The sequence below is a fragment of the Dietzia sp. 179-F 9C3 NHS genome, assembly GCF_045369825.1.
GTDB lineage: Bacteria > Actinomycetota > Actinomycetes > Mycobacteriales > Mycobacteriaceae > Dietzia.
Window position 1 is genome coordinate 128190 of the sequence record NZ_JBIQES010000009.1, and the last position, 16637, is coordinate 144826.

General features: G+C 72.2%; 15 protein-coding genes. 10 read left to right on the plus strand and 5 right to left on the minus strand.

Annotated elements, in window-relative coordinates:
* The first annotated feature begins 135 nt into the window (after positions 1-135).
* Positions 136-663: a hypothetical protein gene (locus tag ACH0BZ_RS12495; protein WP_406898785.1), complete on the plus strand. Its 528-nt coding sequence runs from the start codon at positions 136-138 to the stop codon at positions 661-663.
* A gap of 100 nt (positions 664-763) precedes the next feature.
* Positions 764-1306, plus strand: coding sequence for a hypothetical protein (locus ACH0BZ_RS12500; protein WP_406898787.1), 543 nt, complete (start codon positions 764-766; stop codon positions 1304-1306).
* An 85-nt stretch (positions 1307-1391) separates the two neighbouring features.
* Here the strand turns inward: ACH0BZ_RS12500 and ACH0BZ_RS12505 are convergent, their stop codons facing one another.
* Both ACH0BZ_RS12505 and ACH0BZ_RS12510 read right to left on the minus strand, forming a co-directional pair.
* Complete coding sequence (locus tag ACH0BZ_RS12505) at positions 1392-2564, minus strand: acetyl-CoA C-acetyltransferase (protein ID WP_406898788.1); 1173 nt, start codon at positions 2562-2564, stop codon at positions 1392-1394.
* A gap of 25 nt (positions 2565-2589) precedes the next feature.
* A complete protein-coding gene (locus tag ACH0BZ_RS12510) occupies positions 2590-3171 on the minus strand; it encodes a TetR/AcrR family transcriptional regulator (protein ID WP_406898789.1) in 582 nt (193 codons plus the stop codon).
* 318 nt (positions 3172-3489) lie between these two features.
* On the opposite strand from ACH0BZ_RS12510, the gene ACH0BZ_RS12515 reads away from it, so the two are divergent.
* Entirely contained in the window at positions 3490-4332 is an 843-nt protein-coding gene (locus tag ACH0BZ_RS12515) for an endonuclease domain-containing protein (RefSeq protein WP_406898790.1), read from the plus strand.
* A gap of 193 nt (positions 4333-4525) precedes the next feature.
* Here ACH0BZ_RS12515 and ACH0BZ_RS12520 read toward each other — a convergent pair whose 3' ends face one another.
* The 3 genes from ACH0BZ_RS12520 to ACH0BZ_RS12530 form a co-directional block, all read right to left on the minus strand.
* Complete coding sequence (locus ACH0BZ_RS12520; protein ID WP_406898791.1) at positions 4526-5335, minus strand: SDR family oxidoreductase; 810 nt, start codon at positions 5333-5335, stop codon at positions 4526-4528.
* On the minus strand, positions 5332-6579 hold the full coding sequence (locus ACH0BZ_RS12525; protein ID WP_406898793.1) for an acyl-CoA dehydrogenase family protein: 1248 nt from the start codon (positions 6577-6579) through the stop codon (positions 5332-5334). The genes ACH0BZ_RS12520 and ACH0BZ_RS12525 overlap by 4 nt, the downstream gene beginning before the upstream one ends.
* Positions 6580-6683: 104 nt before the next feature.
* On the minus strand, positions 6684-8702 hold the full coding sequence (locus tag ACH0BZ_RS12530; RefSeq protein ID WP_406898794.1) for a CocE/NonD family hydrolase: 2019 nt from the start codon (positions 8700-8702) through the stop codon (positions 6684-6686).
* A gap of 85 nt (positions 8703-8787) precedes the next feature.
* On the opposite strand from ACH0BZ_RS12530, the gene ACH0BZ_RS12535 reads away from it, so the two are divergent.
* The 7 genes from ACH0BZ_RS12535 (at position 8788) to ACH0BZ_RS12565 (ending at position 16528) form a co-directional block, all read left to right on the plus strand.
* The gene (locus ACH0BZ_RS12535) at positions 8788-10365 is read left to right on the plus strand and encodes a FadD3 family acyl-CoA ligase (RefSeq protein WP_406898795.1); all 1578 of its coding nucleotides are present in this window, start codon (positions 8788-8790) and stop codon (positions 10363-10365) included.
* On the plus strand, positions 10362-11171 hold the full coding sequence (locus ACH0BZ_RS12540) for an SDR family NAD(P)-dependent oxidoreductase (RefSeq protein ID WP_406898796.1): 810 nt from the start codon (positions 10362-10364) through the stop codon (positions 11169-11171). Before ACH0BZ_RS12535 ends, ACH0BZ_RS12540 begins: the two co-directional genes overlap by 4 nt.
* Positions 11172-11322: 151 nt before the next feature.
* Positions 11323-12282, plus strand: a complete 960-nt coding sequence (locus tag ACH0BZ_RS12545) for an enoyl-CoA hydratase (protein WP_406898797.1) — start codon at positions 11323-11325, stop codon at positions 12280-12282.
* 4 nt (positions 12283-12286) lie between these two features.
* On the plus strand, positions 12287-13456 hold the full coding sequence (locus ACH0BZ_RS12550; protein WP_406898798.1) for an acyl-CoA dehydrogenase family protein: 1170 nt from the start codon (positions 12287-12289) through the stop codon (positions 13454-13456).
* 15 nt (positions 13457-13471) lie between these two features.
* Positions 13472-14479, plus strand: coding sequence for an acyl-CoA dehydrogenase family protein (locus tag ACH0BZ_RS12555; RefSeq protein ID WP_406898799.1), 1008 nt, complete (start codon positions 13472-13474; stop codon positions 14477-14479).
* Positions 14476-15696, plus strand: a complete 1221-nt coding sequence (locus ACH0BZ_RS12560; RefSeq protein WP_406898800.1) for an acyl-CoA dehydrogenase family protein — start codon at positions 14476-14478, stop codon at positions 15694-15696. Before ACH0BZ_RS12555 ends, ACH0BZ_RS12560 begins: the two co-directional genes overlap by 4 nt.
* Before the next feature lie 10 nt (positions 15697-15706).
* Positions 15707-16528, plus strand: coding sequence for an inositol monophosphatase family protein (locus ACH0BZ_RS12565; protein WP_406898801.1), 822 nt, complete (start codon positions 15707-15709; stop codon positions 16526-16528).
* Positions 16529-16637: the final 109 nt, after the last annotated feature.

Here is a 16637-nt window from a genome sequence, read left to right on the forward strand (position 1 = left end):
CCCCGGCCCCGCCGGGCTACCGCTCCCGACGCCCCCCGGATCACGCACCCGCACGGCCCCGCCCGGGCCGGCGGGTGCGTGGTCATTTCCACTCAGTTGTGCCCACTGTGACGCAAGTGGCTTATGGTGTGTGGCATGAGCCGCACCCGTATCCTCGCCGCCACCGCCCTCGCCGCCGGACTCACCGTGGCCGCCGCGCCCGCCGCCTCGGCCGCGACCGTCACCCACGCCGTCAACGGCACCACCGTCTCCGCCACGTTCACCGTCAAGCCCGGGCAGTGGATCGACACGTGCGCGGCCCTGCTCGCCCCGTCGGGCAAGGCCCCCGAGATCGCCGACCGCCTCACGAGCGGCGACCTCTCCGACGTGGTGGGCACCGCCGACCGCGACCCGTCGGTGATCGCCCTGCGCGCCGGCGCGCTCCCCGTGGCCGCTCCCACCGGCCTGGGCCCCGCCACCATCCGCGCGACCGACGTGCCGCCGAACGTCTACTCGCTCGTCACCGTGTGCCTCAGCGACCGCACACCCAAGATCACGCCCTTCATCATGGTGGGCGACCCGCTCTCCGCGATCGGGGGCAGCCTCGCCACCCTCGGCGAGGGCGATCCGGTCGCCGCCGGGTCCTCACTGCTGCAGAAGGCGATCGAGGGCGGATTGGGCTAGCCGCCCGCAGGGTTCCCCATCGGGTGGCCCGGTGGTTTAGTATTCGTTTACTCATCCACGATGGTGACCCCCGTCACCCCTGCCCCCCTCTGGAGGCCCCATGCCCTTCCGCACCGCCACCCGCGCCACGGCCGTCCTCGGCGCGGCGGCCGCCCTGAGCGTCGCCGGCGCCGGGGCCGCGATGGCCGCCACCGCCACTCACGAGATCGACGGCGACACCGTGTCCGTGACGTTCACCCGCGAGTCCGGTGACGGCGCTCTCAAGGGCTGCGCCGCTGTGATCACGCCGGTCGCGTCCGCCGCGGATGTCGCCGCCGAGTTGAAGAAGGCCTCGGACTTCGACCTGGGCGCGATCCAGAACCTTCTGGCCGGAGAGACCGACGCCGAGATCGTCGGCGTGACCGTCCTCGCCCCCCTCTTCAACGAGTCGAGCACGGTCTCCACCACCGTCCCGGCGAACTTCTACTCGCTTGTCACCTACTGCCTGGGCGAGTCCCCGCAAATCTCGCCGCTGGTCATGGTCGGCAACCCGATCGAGGCCATCCAGGGCAGCGTCAGCACGATGTCGAGTGGTGACTCGCTGGGCGCGATGTCCACCCTGCTCGAGCCCGGGGATGCCGGCAGCAGCATGCCCGGTAGCTGACCCCTCGCCTCCGGACCGGACGAACGACACGAGCCCCGCATCCTCATGGAGGGTGCGGGGCTCGTCGTCATCCGGGCCCGGCGGGTCAGCGGTCGAGGCGCTCGATGATCGTCACGTTGGCGGTGCCGCCGCCCTCGCACATCGTCTGCAGCCCGTAGCGGCCGCCGGTGCGCTCGAGCTCGCACAGGAGCGTGGCGAACAGCTTGGCGCCGGTCGCACCGAGCGGATGGCCCAGCGCGATGCCGCCGCCGTTGGGGTTGACGCGCGCGGGGTCGGCGCCGATCTCCTTGAGCCACGCCAGCACGACGGGGGCGAAGGCCTCGTTGATCTCCACCACGTCGATGTCGTCGATCGACAGGCCGGTCTTCTCCAGCGCGTACCGCGTGGCCGGGATGGGGGCGGAGAGCATCATCACCGGGTCGTCGCCGCGGACGCTCATGTGGTGGATCCGCGCGCGGGGCGTCAGGCCGTACTTCTCCACGGCCCCCTTCGAGGCCAGGAGGCCGGCCGAGGCGCCGTCACAGATCTGCGAGGCCACCGCGGCGGTGAGCGTGCCGCCCTCGGCGAGGGGCTGCAGTCCCGCCATCTTCTCCATGGTGGTCTCGCGCGGGGTCTCGTCGGCCTCGACGCCGGCCATCGGCACGTACTCGTTCGCAAAGCGGCCCTCGGCGATCGCGGCGCGGGCGCGCTCGTGCGACCGGAAGGCCCACTCCTCCATCTCCTGCCGCGAGATGTCCCACTTGTCGGCCATCATCTGGGCGCCGTTGAACTGCGAGATCTCGGCGTCGCCGAAGCGCGCCTGCCAGCCGGTGGAGCCGCGGAAGGGGTCGTCGAAACCGTACTCGCGGCCGGCGAGCATAGCCGAGGAGATGGGCAGCGCGCTCATGTTCTGGACGCCGCCGAAGAGAATGACGTCCTGGGTGCCGGACATAATGGCCTGGGCGCCGAAGTGGATCGCCTGCTGGCTCGAGCCGCACTGGCGGTCCACGGTGGTGCCGGGCACTCCCAGCGGCATCCCGGCGGCGAGCCACGCCGAACGCGCGATGTTGCCGGCCTGGGGACCGATCGTGTCGACGCAGCCGAAGATCACGTCGTCGACCACCTCCGGGTCGATCCCGGTGCGCTCGACCACGGCCTTGATGACGTGCGCACCCATGTCGGCGGGGTGCTGGGCGGCCAGGCCGCCGCCGCGCTTGCCGACCGGGGTCCGGACGGCGTCGATCACGTAGGCCTCGCGGGCGGTCACGGACTGGGACATGGTGTGCTCCTCGGGTTGGGACGGTTCAGTCGACGGCCAGGCCGTCGAGGACGATGTGCAGGTACTGGGCCGCGATCTCCGCGTGGTCGATGGCGTCCTCCGGTCGGTACCACCGGACGGCCACCCACACGGTGTCTCGGAGGAAGCGGTAGGTGAGCTTGGGGTCCAGGTCCGAGCGGAACTCCCCCGACTCCATGCCGCGGCGCAGCACGTCGGTCCACATGGCGCGGAACTCGGTGTTGCGCCGGCCCAGGTAGTCGAAGCGAGGGTTTCCACGCAGGTGCTTGATCTCGTCCTGGTAGATGGCCACCTCGTCGCGGTGCAGGTGGATGGCCTCGAACGACGCCCGCACCATGCCCTCAAGGGTCTCGCGGGGGCCGAGCCCGGCGTCGACGATCCGCTGGTACTCCCCGAACAGCGCGTCGAGGAACCCGCGGAGGATCTCGTCGACGATCGCCTCCTTGGAGGAGAAGTGGTGGTACAGGCTCCCGGAAAGGATCCCGGCGGCGTCGGCGATGTCGCGCACGGTCGTCGCGCGCAGGCCGCGCTCGGCGAACAGGCCGGCGGCTATCACGAGGAGTTCCTCGCGGCGGGTCGTGCTCGTCATGCGGGTAGTCTACCAACCAAGCATTTGCTAGGCAGTGGGGAACGGTCGAGGCGGACCCGGCCCTGCCACGTCGGCGGCACGCTTCGTACGCATAAGCGCACGAAAGTCAGGTGTTTCGCCACATCTCGTGCGGTTGTGGGTACGAAGCGGTTTTCCTCGGCGCGCTCGGCGGGCGCAGGGCGGCTGATCAGGGGCGCGCCGGCCGGTCGGGTGCAGGCCGAGCGGGGAATTCCACAGGCCTGCGGCGCCTCCACAGCAGCCGCCTGCTGCAGGCTCTCCCGACCGGACCGGGTCCGCGGGCGTGCTCACAATGACCGGGTGCCACCAGCCTTCTACCGCTCCGATACTCTCCGACAGTCGATCGGCGTGCACGCGATGCGCCGCGACTACCGACCCCTGTATCGCGGCATCTGGGTGCCCAAGCGATCCGAGCCGACGCTCGCGGTCCGGTCGCTGGCGGTGGCGTCGCTCTACCCCGGTGGGACACTCGTCGGTCCGTCCGCGGCCGCGGTGCGCGGCGCCCGACTCGATCCGGGCTTCCTGCCCGAGATCGGGGTCGGTCCCGCGGCGACCCGCCGCGCGGGAGTGGTGTTTCGCAGGTACGAGGTCCCCGAGGAGCACGTCCAGATCCTCCGCGGCACCCGGGTCGCCTCGCCCGCGCTCACGGTCTTCGATCTGGCGCGCTTCCACGATCGGGAAAGGGCGGTCCTGGCGATCGAGAAACTCATCGACGCGAGTCCCGCCACCCGCAGGCTCTGGGCAGGCGGCGTCGATTCGCTCTTCGACGGCATCCCGGCCACGTGGGGGTCCGCCCGCGCGCGACGCACCGTGGCCCGAGTGGATCCGCTGAACGAATCCGCGTGGGAATCGATCCTCAGACTGGCCATGGCCGAGGCCGGGATCAGCGGATTCGTCTCACAGCTCACACTGCCCGAGCACGGGGCACGGATCGACCTGGCTCATCCCGAGGCCAAGGTCGCGGTGGAGTTCGACGGCGAGTACCACCGCACCAAGCAGCAACAGGCCGCCGACGCGGAACGGCGTAACCGCCTCCAGGCCGCGGGGTGGATCGTGATTGTCGTGACAGCCACGATGCTCATGAGAAAGCGGGAGCAGCTGCTCACCACCATCCGCACCGCCCTCGCCTCACGCGGCTTCTGAGCGGGCAGCCCTCACAGCGCCCTGCCCCCCCCGAGCATCGCCCCGCCCCGCCCCGCCTCGCTTCTTACTCATAAGCGGGCGAAACTCGGGGAAGTCCCTCACTCACGTCTGCTTATGGGTACGAAGCGGCGGGCCGGGCGGGGCGGGCGGGCGGGGCAGGCGGGCGCGGGGGCGTCAGGCGGGCGCGGGGGCGTCAGGCGCGCTGCGAGGAGATGGAGACGACCTCGCCGGTGAGGTACGTGGTGTAATCGCTGGCCAGCATCGCGATGGTGGCGGCCACCTCCCACACGTCGGCGGCGCGGCCGTAGGCCTCCTTGGCGGCGAGCTCGTCGAGCAGTTCGGCCGAGGCCGACTTCTCGAGGAACTTGTGGCGCGCGATGGACGGCGCAATGGCGTTGATGCGCACGCCGAAGTCCGCGCCCTCGATGGCCGAGCAGCGGGTGAGGGCCATGACGCCGGCCTTGGCAGCCGCGTAGTGGGCCTGCGCCCGCTGCGCGCGCCAGCCCAGCACGGAGGCGTTGTTGACGATCACGCCGCCATGCGGCACGTCGCGGAAGTAGCGCAGCGCGGCGCGGGTGGCACGGAACGTGCCGTTGAGGGTGATGTCCAGGACGCGGTCCCAGTCCTCGTCGCTCATGTCGACGAGCTCGCCCTCGCCGCCGAAGCCGGCGTTGTTGACCAGAACGTCGATCCGGCCCAGCTTCTCGGCAGCGCCGGCGATGAGGGCGTCCACGTCCGAGGTGGACTGGACGTTGCAGGTCAGGGCCTCGATCTGCTGGTCGGGGAATTCGGCGGCCAGGGCGTCGCGGGCCTCGTTCATGCGCCGCTCGTGGAAGTCGGACACCAGGACGTCTGCGCCCTCGAGCGCGGCGCGGCGGGCGGCGGAGAAGCCGATTCCGGTGCCGGCGGCGGCGGTCACCACGACCTTCTTGCCCGCGAGCAACCCGTGGCCGGGCGTCTCCTCGGGGACGGTGGCGAGCGGGGACACGGGGCGGTTGGTCATGCGGTCTCCTTGGTCACGGGACGGGCTTCTCGGGGGAGTCCGAGCACGCGCTCGGAGATGATGTTGCGCTGGATCTCGTTGGACCCGCCGTAGATGGTGTCGGAGCGGGTGAAGAGGAAGAGTCGCTGCCACTGGGCGAGCTCGAGGTGCTCCGGGTCGCGCAGGTCGTTGGCGGCGCCCTCGGAGGTGTGGGTGGGTCCGGTGAGCGAGGGGGCACCCTGGACGAGCATCGCCAGCTCGCCGAGGTCGCGGTGCCAGTTGGCCCAGAGCAGCTTGGCGGCGGAGGCGTTGCCGCCGGTGGCGTCGCGCTCGGCGAGCGTGCGCAGCGCGTGCGCGCGGATGACGCGCAGGCCGATCCAGGCGCGGGTGATGCGCTCGCGCACGGCCGGATCGTCGGCGGCGCCGTTCTCCCGCGCCATGTCCACGATCTGCTGGAGTTCGCGGGCGAAGCCCACCTGCTGGCCCAGGGTGGAGACGCCGCGCTCGAACTCGAGCAGCGTCATGGCCACCTTCCAGCCCTCGCCCCGCTCGCCGACGATCATCGCCGCATCGGTCACGGCGTCGTCGAAGAACACCTCGTTGAACTCGCTGGTGCCGGTGAGCTGCTGGATGGGCCGGATCTCGACGCCGGGCTGGTCCAGCGGGACCAGCAGGAAGCTCAGGCCCTTGTGGCGGCTCGTGCCCTCCTCGGTGCGGGCCACCACAAAGGCCCACTGGGACAGGTGCGCGAGCGAAGTCCACACCTTCTGTCCGTTGATGTGCCACTTGCCGTCCTCGCGCAGTTCGGCGGTGGTGGCCACGTTGGCGAGGTCGGAGCCGGCGTTGGGCTCGGAGTAGCCCTGGGCCCACAGCTCGGTCACGTCGACGATCTTCGGCAGGAACCGGTCCTTCTGCTCCTGTGTGCCGTGCGCGATGAGCGTCGGCCCGAGCAGCGTCTCGCCGAGATGGGACACGCGCGCGGGGGCGTCGGCCTTGGCGTACTCCTCGTGGAAGCGCACCTGCTGGCTCAGCGAGGCCCCACGGCCGCCGTGCTCGACGGGCCATCCCACGCAGGTCCACCCCGCCTCGGCCATGTGCTTCTCCCACGCCAGGCGCTGGGGGAAGAACTCGTGCTCGCTGCCGGGGCCGCCGGCGCCCCTGATCTCGGCGAACTCGCCCACGAGGTTGGCGTCCAGCCAGTCGCGGAACTCCGCGGCGAACTCGTCGTCGGTCAGCTCCGACGCGGGCCTGCTGCTCTCAGTCATGCCAGGCATCCTACCAAGCACTTGCTTGGTTTGGGAGCCGGGCGGGCCGGGAGCCCGACGTCGGGACCCGGGCACAGGGCGGCCGGGAGGGACGAGCCCCGCCGTCAGCCCGCCGGCACCGTCGGCACCACCACCCAGCTCGGCGCGGCGGGGTCGAGCTGCAGCCGCTGCGGCGCGAGCGCCCCCTCGTGCAGAGCGGGCCCCAGGGCGAGTCCGCGCGGCAGGTTGCCGGCGAAGACGGACACGCGCAGCCGGTGGCCGGGCCGCAGCACGGCGGAGACCGGCAGGGTCGGGATCTCCAGGGTCACCCGCTCCCCCGGGCGGACGGGCTGCGCGCGGTCGCGGCGCAGGCTCAGCCGCGGGTCCGCGTACACGCCGTCGGGCAGGACGGTGGAGCCGTCGGGGTCCACCTCGCGCAGGCTCGTCACCACCTGGCCGTTGGTGAGCTGCGTGGACCGGCCGTCGGGCGCCACGTCCGACACGGCGACGGACCAGTGCCCGTCAACGGCGTCGTGGTCCACCTCCAGGTGCAGGGCGATCGGCCCGGAGATCTCGGTGGCCACCTCGGCGGGGGCGCCGGTGAAGGTCAGGCCGGCCTGCTCGCGGTGCCGCTCGTCGCGGGTGCACTGCGGCCCGCCGATCACGCCCGCGCCGGCCACGCCCCCGGCGGCCTCGCGCGAGCAGAAGCCGTTCAGCGACGGCGCCACGGTGAGCGTGTGGGCGCCCCCGGGCGCGGCGGCCAGGGTGCCGTCGTGCCCGGCCCCCGGCGCGGTGCCGCTGGGCGCGGCGTCGAGGAACAGTCGCCGGTGTTCGACGCCGGGCTCGGGGAACGCGGTCCGGCTCACCCAGCCACCGCCGGGCTGGCGCAGCGTGAGCGGGCCGTAGCCGTCGACCCCGTTCTCCACGCCCTTGAGCCACCGCTCGAACCACGCCAGCTCCAGCGCGTCGAGCGACGGCGGCCCGCCGTCGCGTCCCATGCCGGGCCCCACCACGCTGTGGTAGCCGTCGGCCATCACGACCTGCTTCTGCCCCGGCGGGAGCGTGAGACGGCCGTAGAGGCGGGTCTGGCTGTGGGTGAAGATGTCGTGCCAGGCGCCGTAGACGAACGTCGGCGCCTCGATCGCCTCGATGTCCGACTCGCGTACCGCGTGGAACGCCGAGTCGCCGATCATCTCGATCTCCGCGAGCTCGGCGTGACTGCGCGCGGTGAGCGCCTGCACGAGCTCCGGCCCCATCGTGAACGGCGAGGCGGTGCGCCCCTCGAGCCATCCCGGGGCGAGGCCGCCGGTGAGCGCGGCGGGTACGTTCGGCATCCACTTGATGCCGTTGACCGCGGCCAGCCACAGCGGTAGGAAGCCCGCGCCCGCGGCGCCGCCGGGGGCCACGACGTCGCGCAGCAGGTCCACTCCGGGCTCCACGGCGAACACCGCGTCGAGCGCTTCCGGCCGCTTGCCCGCCGCCTGGAGCTGGTTGATCGCCGAGTACGACACGCCCTTGGTTCCCACGCGGCCGGTGGTGCCGGGAAGCCGCGAGGCCCAGTCGATCACCTCGATCGTGTCCTGCTGCTCGCGCTCGCCGAGCACGTCCCACACGCCCGCCGAGTCGCCGGTGCCGCGGACATCCACGATCACCTGCGTGTACCCGTGTCGCGCCAGCGCGAGGCTGGGCCCGAACACCGCGGCCGCGCCGGACTGCGCGAGCGCGCCGGCCTCGTCGAGCGCGGACGGGTAGTCCTGGTCCGGGTTCAGGCCGGCCGCGGCGTCGTCGAGCGCGCGGGCGGTGCCCGGCTCCTGCAGTGCCAACGCGAGGCCTGAGAGGTGCTTGGAGTACGGGGTCATACTCAGGACGACGGGCGTGGGCTCGCCGGTCGGCACGCCGGCGGCGTCGGCGGGCCGGTACACGTCGGCCTTCAGCGTGACGCCGTCGGACATCACCACCGACAGGCCGCGTTCCACGGCCACCCCGGCGTGCGGCCCGGGCGCGGTGGTGGCCGCCGTCCACTGCCGCCCGGCGTCGCCACCGGTCGGGTCGGCGTGGGCGGGCGGCGTGGCCACCGTGGTGACGACGACGAGGGTCGCGATCATCGCCGCCAGGACCCCCCGTGGCCTGGCCCGATCACTCATCAACACAGCTCACATCCTCCACCACCAAGCAACTGCTTGGTAGCATTTCCCGGAAATCACCCGCCGCCAGCGAGGAGCCTCCCCCGTGACCGACGCAGCATCCGTCCAGACCACCCCGGCCGCCCTGCGCCGAGCGGCGCGCCTCTGGCCGGACCGCGAGGCGATCGCCGACGTCCAGGCCGGTCACGACACCCGCTGGACGTGGGCGCAGCTCCACGAGGAGGTCCGCCGCTTCGCCGCCGGGCTCGTCGCGCACGACGTGCGTCCCGGTGACCGCGTGGTGATCTGGGCGCCCAACACCCGGCACTGGGTGGTCGCGGCGCTGGGCACGCAGTACGCCGGCGCCACCGTCGTCCCCGCCAACACCCGCTACACCGGTAGTGAGACGCTCGAGATCGTCCAGCGCACCGGCGCCGTGGCGGCCGTCGTCGCCGGCGCCTTCCTCGGCTCCGAGCGGATCGCCGACCTCGTCGGCGCCGCCGGCGGCTCGCTGACCGAGGCCACGGACCTGCGGATGATCGTGCGGATCCCCCTCGAGGGCGGGGACACCGCTACGGCGGACCTCGTCGTCGTGGACCTCCCCGACCTCCAGGCCGAGGCCACCGACACCCTCCTCGCCGACGCCGACACCCGCGCGGACGGGGTGACCGGCGACGACGTCGCCGACATCCTCTTCACCTCCGGCACCACCGGCAAGAGCAAGGGCGTGGTGGCGCTGCACCGGCAGACCGTTGCCGGCGCCCGAGCGTGGGGCGCCAACGGCGGGCTGACCGAGGACGACCGCTACCTCATCGTCAACCCGTTCTTCCACAGCTTCGGCTACAAGGCCGGCTTCCTCGTGTGCACCCTGTTCGGCGCAACGATCATCCCGCTGGCCGTCTACTCCACCGGCGAGACGCTGCGGCTCGTCGAGCGGGAGAAGGCCACCGTCCTGCCCGGCGCACCGACCATCTTCCAGACCCTCCTCGACGACCCCGCGCGCGCCGACCACGACCTGTCGTCGCTGCGCCTGGCCGTCACCGGCGCCTCCGTGGTGCCCGTGGTCCTGGTCGAGCGCATGCAGTCCGACCTGGGCCTGGAGACCGTGCTCACCGCCTACGGCCAGACAGAGACCATGGGCTTCATCACCACCACCACCGCGGACGACGACGACACCACCGTCGCCACCACCTGCGGCCGCGCCTACCCCGGTATGGAGATCCGGATCGGCGAGAAGGGCGAGATCCTCACCCGCGGCGAGATGGTGATGCAGGGATACCTCGACGACCCGGAGAACACCGCCAAGACCATCGACCCCGACGGCTGGCTGCACACCGGCGACGTCGGCGAGATCGACGAGCGCGGCAACCTGCGGATCACCGACCGACTCAAGGACATGTACATCACCGGCGGCTTCAACGTGTACCCCGCCGAGATCGAGCAGACCCTCGCGCGCCTCGACGGCGTGGTCGAGTCCGCGGTCGTGGGCGTGCCGGACGAGCGGATGGGCGAGGTCGGCAAGGCCTACATCGTGCGCCGCGAGGGCTCGCCGCTCACCGAGCAGGACGTGGCGGACTTCTGTAGCGAGCACCTGGCCAACTTCAAGCGGCCGCGCACGATCGAGTTCGTGGACTCCTTCCCCCGCAATCCGTCGGGCAAGATCCTCAAAACCGAACTGCGATGAGCGCCTCCGGTGCGGCGGCCGGCGCCGGAACCCCTGCCGTCCTCGTCACCGGCGCCTCGGGCGGTATCGGCCGCGCCGTCGCCCGCGCCCTGGCCCGCGACCACCCCGGCGCCCCCCTCATCCTGGGCTACCGCTCCACCGAGCCGGTCGACCTGGCCGCGGAGCTCGGGGCGACGGGCTCGGAGGTGCGGTGCGTGCGGCTCGACCTGGAGTGTCGGGAATCCGGGGACGACGGCGAGGTGCCCGCCGCCCTCGACGGGATCGCCGCCCGGTACGGCGGTCTGCGCGTCCTCGCCCACTGCGCCGGCCCGCACGTGCCCATGGTCCACCTCAGCCGCGTGAATCCCCACGACTTCCGGCGCCAGCTCGTCGACGACGCCGCCGGGTTCTTCACGCTCGTCCACGCCGCGCTGCCGCACCTGCGCGCCACCGACGACCGGCCCGCCGGCTGCGTCGTGGCCGTGACCACCGCCGCCACCACCCGCTACCCGGTCCGCGACGGGCTCTCCGCGGGCCCCAAGGGCGCGGTCGAGCAACTGGTCCGCGGGTTCGCCGCCGAGGAGGGCCGCTACGGGGTGCGCGTGAACTGCGTGGGGCCGGGCATGCTCACCGACGGCATGGCGGAGCGGCTCATCGCCTCCGGTGACCTCGACGAGCGCGCCCTCGCCGTCACCCGCGGCAACATCCCGCTGCGCCGCTTCGGCACGGCGCGCGACGTCGCGGAGGCCGTGGCGTTTCTCGCCTCCGAGCGGGCCGGCTTCGTCTCCGGCCAGAAACTCGACGTGGACGGCGGCTACACGGCCTGACTCGTGGCCGCGGGCGCCAGGACGTGGTCGGCCGGGTCAATCCGCCGGGTGTGGCGGCGGTAGTTCACGTCGGTGTCCATCGTTACCCGCTGTTCAGCCACTCGGGTACAGTACCAACCAAGCACTTGCTAGGTAAGGAGAATCCCAGCTCATGACCGACGCATCTCACCCCCCTGCACAGATCCCGCCGGTGCTCGGGGTCGACGACCTCGGGCCCGACACGCAGCCGGTGGCCTACGAGGTCGTCGACGGCACCGCCTACGTCACGCTCAACCGCCCCGACTTTCGCAACGCGCAGAACTCGGTCATGACGTACTCGCTGGACAACGCCTTCATCAAGGCCGTCGAGGACGACGCCGTGAAGGTCATCGTCCTGCGCGCCAACGGCAAGCACTTCTCCGCCGGCCACGACATCGGCACTGTCGAGCGCGACCACCACGTGCAGTACCCCAACCGCGCCGCGATCTGGTGGGACCACACCACCCGTGGCGGCGGCGACCGACGCCTGGCCCGCGAGACCGAGGTCTACGTGCAGATGTGCCGCCGCTGGCGGGAGATCCCCAAGCCGGTAATCGCCCAGGTCCACGGCGCGTGCATCGCCGGCGGGCTCATGCTGGCCTGGATCGCCGACTTCATCGTGGCCTCCGACGACGCATTCTTCTCCGACCCCGTGGTCAAGATGGGCATCCCGGGCGTCGAGTACTTCGCCCACGCCTTCGTCCTCGGACCCCGCCGCGCCAAGGAGATCCTCTACACCGGTCGCAGGTTCGGTGCCGCCGAGGCGCTCGAGTGGGGCATGCTCAACCACGTCGTCCCGCGCGACGAACTGCAGACCAAGGTCGACGAGATCGCCGCCGAGATCAAGGCGATGCCGCCGTTCGGGCTGGCGTTGACCAAGAAGGCCGTCAACATGTGCGAGGACCAGATGGGCCTGCAGACCTCGCTCGACACCGTCTTCGGCTGGCACATGTTCTCCCACTCGGCCAACGCCGAGCCCGACGACACCGACTCGTTCAGCGCCTCCCTCGGCGGCATGGACGCCCGCTCGATGCGCGACACCGCCAACCCGGGTTCGACCGGCGCCGGCCCGACCGAGAAGAAGGAGGGCTGAGCCCGTGGATCTCGACCTGGACCAGTCCACGCAGGACTTCCGCCTCGAGGTGCGCGAGTGGCTGGCCGCCAACGTGCCCGCCGAGCCACTGCCGCACATGGACACCGCCGAGGGCTTCGAGGCCCACCGGCAGTGGGAGCGCACGATGGCCGACGCCCGCATGTCGGTCGTCTCCTGGCCCGAGGAGTACGGCGGCCGCGACTGCGGCCTGGTCAACTGGGTGGTGTTCGAGGAGGAGTACTTCCGCGCCGGCGCCCCGCTGCGCGTGAGCCAGAACGGCATCTTCCTGCTCGCCCCCACGCTCTTCGACCACGCCTCCCCCGAGCAGCTCGCCGCGATCATGCCGCGCATGGCCCGCGCCGACGACATCTGGGCGCAGGCCTGGTCCGAGCCGGAAGCCGGCTCCGACCTCGCCTCGCTGCGCTCGACCGCCAAGAAGGTCGACGGCGGCTGGGTCCTCAACGGCCAGAAGGTGTGGTCCACCCGCGCCTCGTTCGCCGACAAGGGCTTCGGCCTGTTCCGCACCGACCCGGACGAGCCCCGCCACAAGGGCCTGACGTACTTCATGTTCGACCTGCGCGCCGAGGGCGTCACTGTCCGACCGATCGACCAGCTCGACGGCCTGCCCGGCTTCGCCGAACTGTTCCTCGAGGACGTCTTCGTCCCCGACGACCCCGCCGACCCCGCCTCGTCGGGCGTCATCGGCGAGGTCAACCAGGGTTGGAAGGTGGCCATGTCCACCGCCAACAACGAGCGCGGCCTCTCACTGCGGTCGCCGGGCCGGTTCCTCGCCACAACGGATCGCCTCCTGGAGACGTGGGCGGGCCACGAGGCCCAGCTCGACGACCGCACCCGCGGCGCGCTCGCCGACCGGGTCGTCGACGCCTGGATCGGCTCCCGCGCCTACGAGCTCTCGACCTGGAACACCGTCACCACGCTCACCGGCGGCGCCAACCTCGGCTTCGAGTCCTCGATCAACAAGGTCTTCTGGTCGGACTGGGACATCGCCACCCACGAGACCGCCCTGGACATCCTCGGCACCTCCGGCGAGCTCGCCGGCACGCCGTGGATGGACGGCTACCTGTTCGCCCTCGCCGGCCCCATCTACGCGGGCACCAACGAGGTCCAGAAGAACATCATCGCCGAGCGACTCCTCGGCCTTCCGCGCGGCTGAACCGGGGGTATCACCATGCAGTTCGCACTCGATCCCGAGATCATCGACTTCGCCGCCAGCATCGACTCGCTGCTGGACAGGTCCGACATGCCGTCGGTCATCCGCGCCTGGGACGCGGGCGACACCGACAAGGGCACCGCCGTGTGGGGCCGCGTCGCCGAGACCGGCGCCGCCGCGCTGCTCATCCCCGAAGAGGCCGGTGGCGCCGGCGCCACCGCCATCGAGGCCATGGTGGCCCTCGAGGTGCTCGGCAAGCGCGCCGTGCCGGGCCCCGTCGTGGAGTCCGTCATGGTGGCGCCCCGCCTGCTCGCCGGCGCCGACGGCGAGGTCGGCGCCGCCGCGGAGGAGATCGCCGCCGGCGCCTTCGCCTCCGTCGCCGCCCCGCCCGTGTCCCCGTACGCGCCCGACGCCCACGTGGCCCGCCACGTCTGGGTGGCCGCCGACGACGCCGTCTACGCCGCCGATCCCGGCGAGGGCCACCAGTCGGTCGACCGCGCCCGCACCGTCTCCACCCCGAACCGCGGCGCACAGGTCGCCACCGCGAGCACGCTCGACGTGATCAACCACGGCGCGCTCGGCACCGCCGCGCAGCTGCAGGGCCTGGGCCGGGCGATGCTCGACATGAGCGTCGAGTACGCCAAGCAGCGCAAGCAGTACGGCAAGATCATCGGCGAGTACCAGGGGCTCAAGCACCAGCTCGCCGAAGTAGCGATCGCCCTTGAGATGTCCCGGCCCCTGCTCTGGGCCGGCGCCCTGGCCATCGCCGAGAACCCGGACGACCCCGCCGCGGCCGTCCGCGATGTCTCCGCCGCCCGCGTCGCCGTCGCCGACGCCGCCCAGCTCGCCGCCCGCACCGCCCTGCAGGTCCACGGCGCCATCGGCTACACCCTCGAGCACGACCTGGGACTGTGGCTCACCAAGACCCGCGCCCTGCAGTCGGCGTGGGGCACGCAGACCTACCACCGCGGCCGTGTCCTCGACGCGATCACCGCCGGGGCCGGTGCGTCGGGGGCCGCCCGATGACCGCCCCCGAACAGGCTGCGCACGCCGCCCCCGGCGTCGACACCGACGAGCAGGCCGCCCTCCGGTCCTCCGTCGCCTCGCTGCTCGAGAAGCGCTCCGACTCGGCCGCCGTCCGCGCCGCGTTCGCCTCCGAGGACGGCTACGACCCCGCCCTGTGGTCCACGTTCGTCGAGCAGATCGGTGCCGCCGCACTCTCGATCCCCGAGGCCCACGACGGCGCCGGCGCCACCTGGGTGGAGACCCACCTCGTGTGCGAGGAACTGGGCCGTCGCCTCACCCCCTCTCCCCTGCTCGGCTCCGCCGTCCTCGCCGCCCAGGCCGTCCTGGCCTCCGGCGACTCCGACGCCCGCGCCCGCCTCCTACCCGGCATCGCCGCCGGCGAGCTCGTCGCCCTGTGCTGGGCGTCCGAGTCCGGGTGGGCCGTCCCGGGTGTGCGGGCCGAGGCCACGGGCTCTGGTTCCGGCTCCGGCTCCGGCTCCGACGCGGTGGGCGGCGTGACCCTGCACGGCACCGCCCACCACGTGCTCGGCGGCGACACCGCCACCACCCTGCTCGTGGTGGCTCTCACCGGCTCGACCGACGGTTCCGGCGAGGCCCCGGGAATCGGCCTGTTCGAACTGCCCGCCGACGCCGCTGGGGTCACCGCGACCCGCGTCCCCGTCATGGACCCCACCCGCACCCTCTCGCGCGTGGATTTCGACGGCGCCACCGCGACCCCCATCGCCACCCGCGCGAGCTTCCTGTCCCGCCTGCGGGCAGCGGCGTGGGCCGCGATCTCCGCCGAGCAGGTGGGTGCCGCCCGCGCCGTGCTCGACGCGACCGTGCAGTACACGCAGGAGCGCAAGCAATTCGGCCGCGTCATCGGCTCCTTCCAGGCACTCAAGCACCGGATGGCGGACATGTACGTGAAGACCGAGACCGCCCGGTCCCTGTCCTACTCCGCCGCCGCGCTCGTCGCCGAGGCGCTCGGCACCGACGGCGAGGAGGGCTCCGACGAGCAGGCCTACGCCGCCGAGATCGAGGCGGCCGCCGCCAAGGTGTTCTGCTCCGAGGCCCTGCAGTGGATCACGGGTGAGGCCATCCAGCTCCACGGCGGGGTCGGGATCACGTGGGAGTACGACGTCCACCTGTACTTCAAGCGCGCTCACGGCACCGCCCAGCTGCTGGGCCAGCCCCACGAGATCCTCGCGGCGCTGGAGGTGCCCGCGGGCCTCTAAACTCGGGCGCATGAGCCCCTTTCCCGCCCACGGACGCACCAACGACCAGCGCCTGGCCGAGGACCTCGCGGCCCAGGCCGGCCGACTGCTCACCGACCTGCGGGTCTCCCGAATCGACCCCGACGAGCTCGGCGAGTTCGCCGAATCCGAGGCGAAGTCCGTGATCTGCGACCGCCTCGCCGTCGCCCGCCCCGACGACGTCGTGTACGGCGAGTGGGACCCCGACGCGCGCGCCCGGCTCGACGCCGAGCGTGTCTGGTTTGTCGACCCCCTCGACGGCGTCCGCTCGTACTGCATCGAGGGCCGGCCCGACTGGGCCGTCCACATCGCCCTGTGGGCCAAGGATCCCGAGGGCGTCGGCGAGATCACCGCCTGCGCGATCGCCATGCCCGCCTACGGCCGGGTCCTCACCGGCCGCGGCGCCACCACCTACCAGCCGGTCTCCATCATCCGCGGCCCCCGCCCCGGCCCGCTCGTCCCGCCGCGCGAGGACGACCGCCTGCGCATCGCCGTCTCCGAGTCCGACCCGCCGGTCTTCGCCGAGGAGTTGGCCGAGTCGCTCGACGCCTCCCTCGCCCGCCTCGGCTCCGGCGGCGGCAAGACCGCCACCGTCGTCGAGGACGAGTGCGACGCCTACATCCACGCCAGCGGCCACCACCAGTGGGACTCGGCCGCCACCTACGGCGTCGTCCGACAGCGCGGTCTGCACGCCAGCCGCCTCGACGGCTCCGAACTCGTCTACAACGTCGAGGAGATCGAGTACCCAGACCTCCTCGTGTGCAAGCAGAACGTCGCCGACACGATCCTCGAGGCCGTCGCCAAGTACGTGTAACCGCTCCTCAGAAGGGTGGTGCATCGTCGTTTGCCTGGGTGGTGGGGGTGGTGTCTGTCGGGGTGGGTGCGCCCTGGTGGTTGAGGGTGTGTTCGGCGTGGGTGCGGCG

Bases quoted from the DNA above. Each gene is read 5' to 3' on its own strand.
- ACH0BZ_RS12495 (WP_406898785.1), top strand. From the start codon at position 136: ATGAGCCGCACCCGTATCCTCGCCGCCACCGCCCTCGCCGCCGGACTC.
- ACH0BZ_RS12500 (WP_406898787.1), top strand. From the start codon at position 764: ATGCCCTTCCGCACCGCCACCCGCGCCACGGCCGTCCTCGGCGCGGCG.
- ACH0BZ_RS12505 (WP_406898788.1), bottom strand. From the start codon at position 2,564: ATGTCCCAGTCCGTGACCGCCCGCGAGGCCTACGTGATCGACGCCGTC.
- ACH0BZ_RS12510 (WP_406898789.1), bottom strand. From the start codon at position 3,171: ATGACGAGCACGACCCGCCGCGAGGAACTCCTCGTGATAGCCGCCGGC.
- ACH0BZ_RS12520 (WP_406898791.1), bottom strand. From the start codon at position 5,335: ATGACCAACCGCCCCGTGTCCCCGCTCGCCACCGTCCCCGAGGAGACG.
- ACH0BZ_RS12525 (WP_406898793.1), bottom strand. From the start codon at position 6,579: ATGACTGAGAGCAGCAGGCCCGCGTCGGAGCTGACCGACGACGAGTTC.
- ACH0BZ_RS12530 (WP_406898794.1), bottom strand. From the start codon at position 8,702: ATGAGTGATCGGGCCAGGCCACGGGGGGTCCTGGCGGCGATGATCGCG.
- ACH0BZ_RS12540 (WP_406898796.1), top strand. From the start codon at position 10,362: ATGAGCGCCTCCGGTGCGGCGGCCGGCGCCGGAACCCCTGCCGTCCTC.
- ACH0BZ_RS12545 (WP_406898797.1), top strand. From the start codon at position 11,323: ATGACCGACGCATCTCACCCCCCTGCACAGATCCCGCCGGTGCTCGGG.
- ACH0BZ_RS12555 (WP_406898799.1), top strand. From the start codon at position 13,472: ATGCAGTTCGCACTCGATCCCGAGATCATCGACTTCGCCGCCAGCATC.
- ACH0BZ_RS12560 (WP_406898800.1), top strand. From the start codon at position 14,476: ATGACCGCCCCCGAACAGGCTGCGCACGCCGCCCCCGGCGTCGACACC.
- ACH0BZ_RS12565 (WP_406898801.1), top strand. From the start codon at position 15,707: ATGAGCCCCTTTCCCGCCCACGGACGCACCAACGACCAGCGCCTGGCC.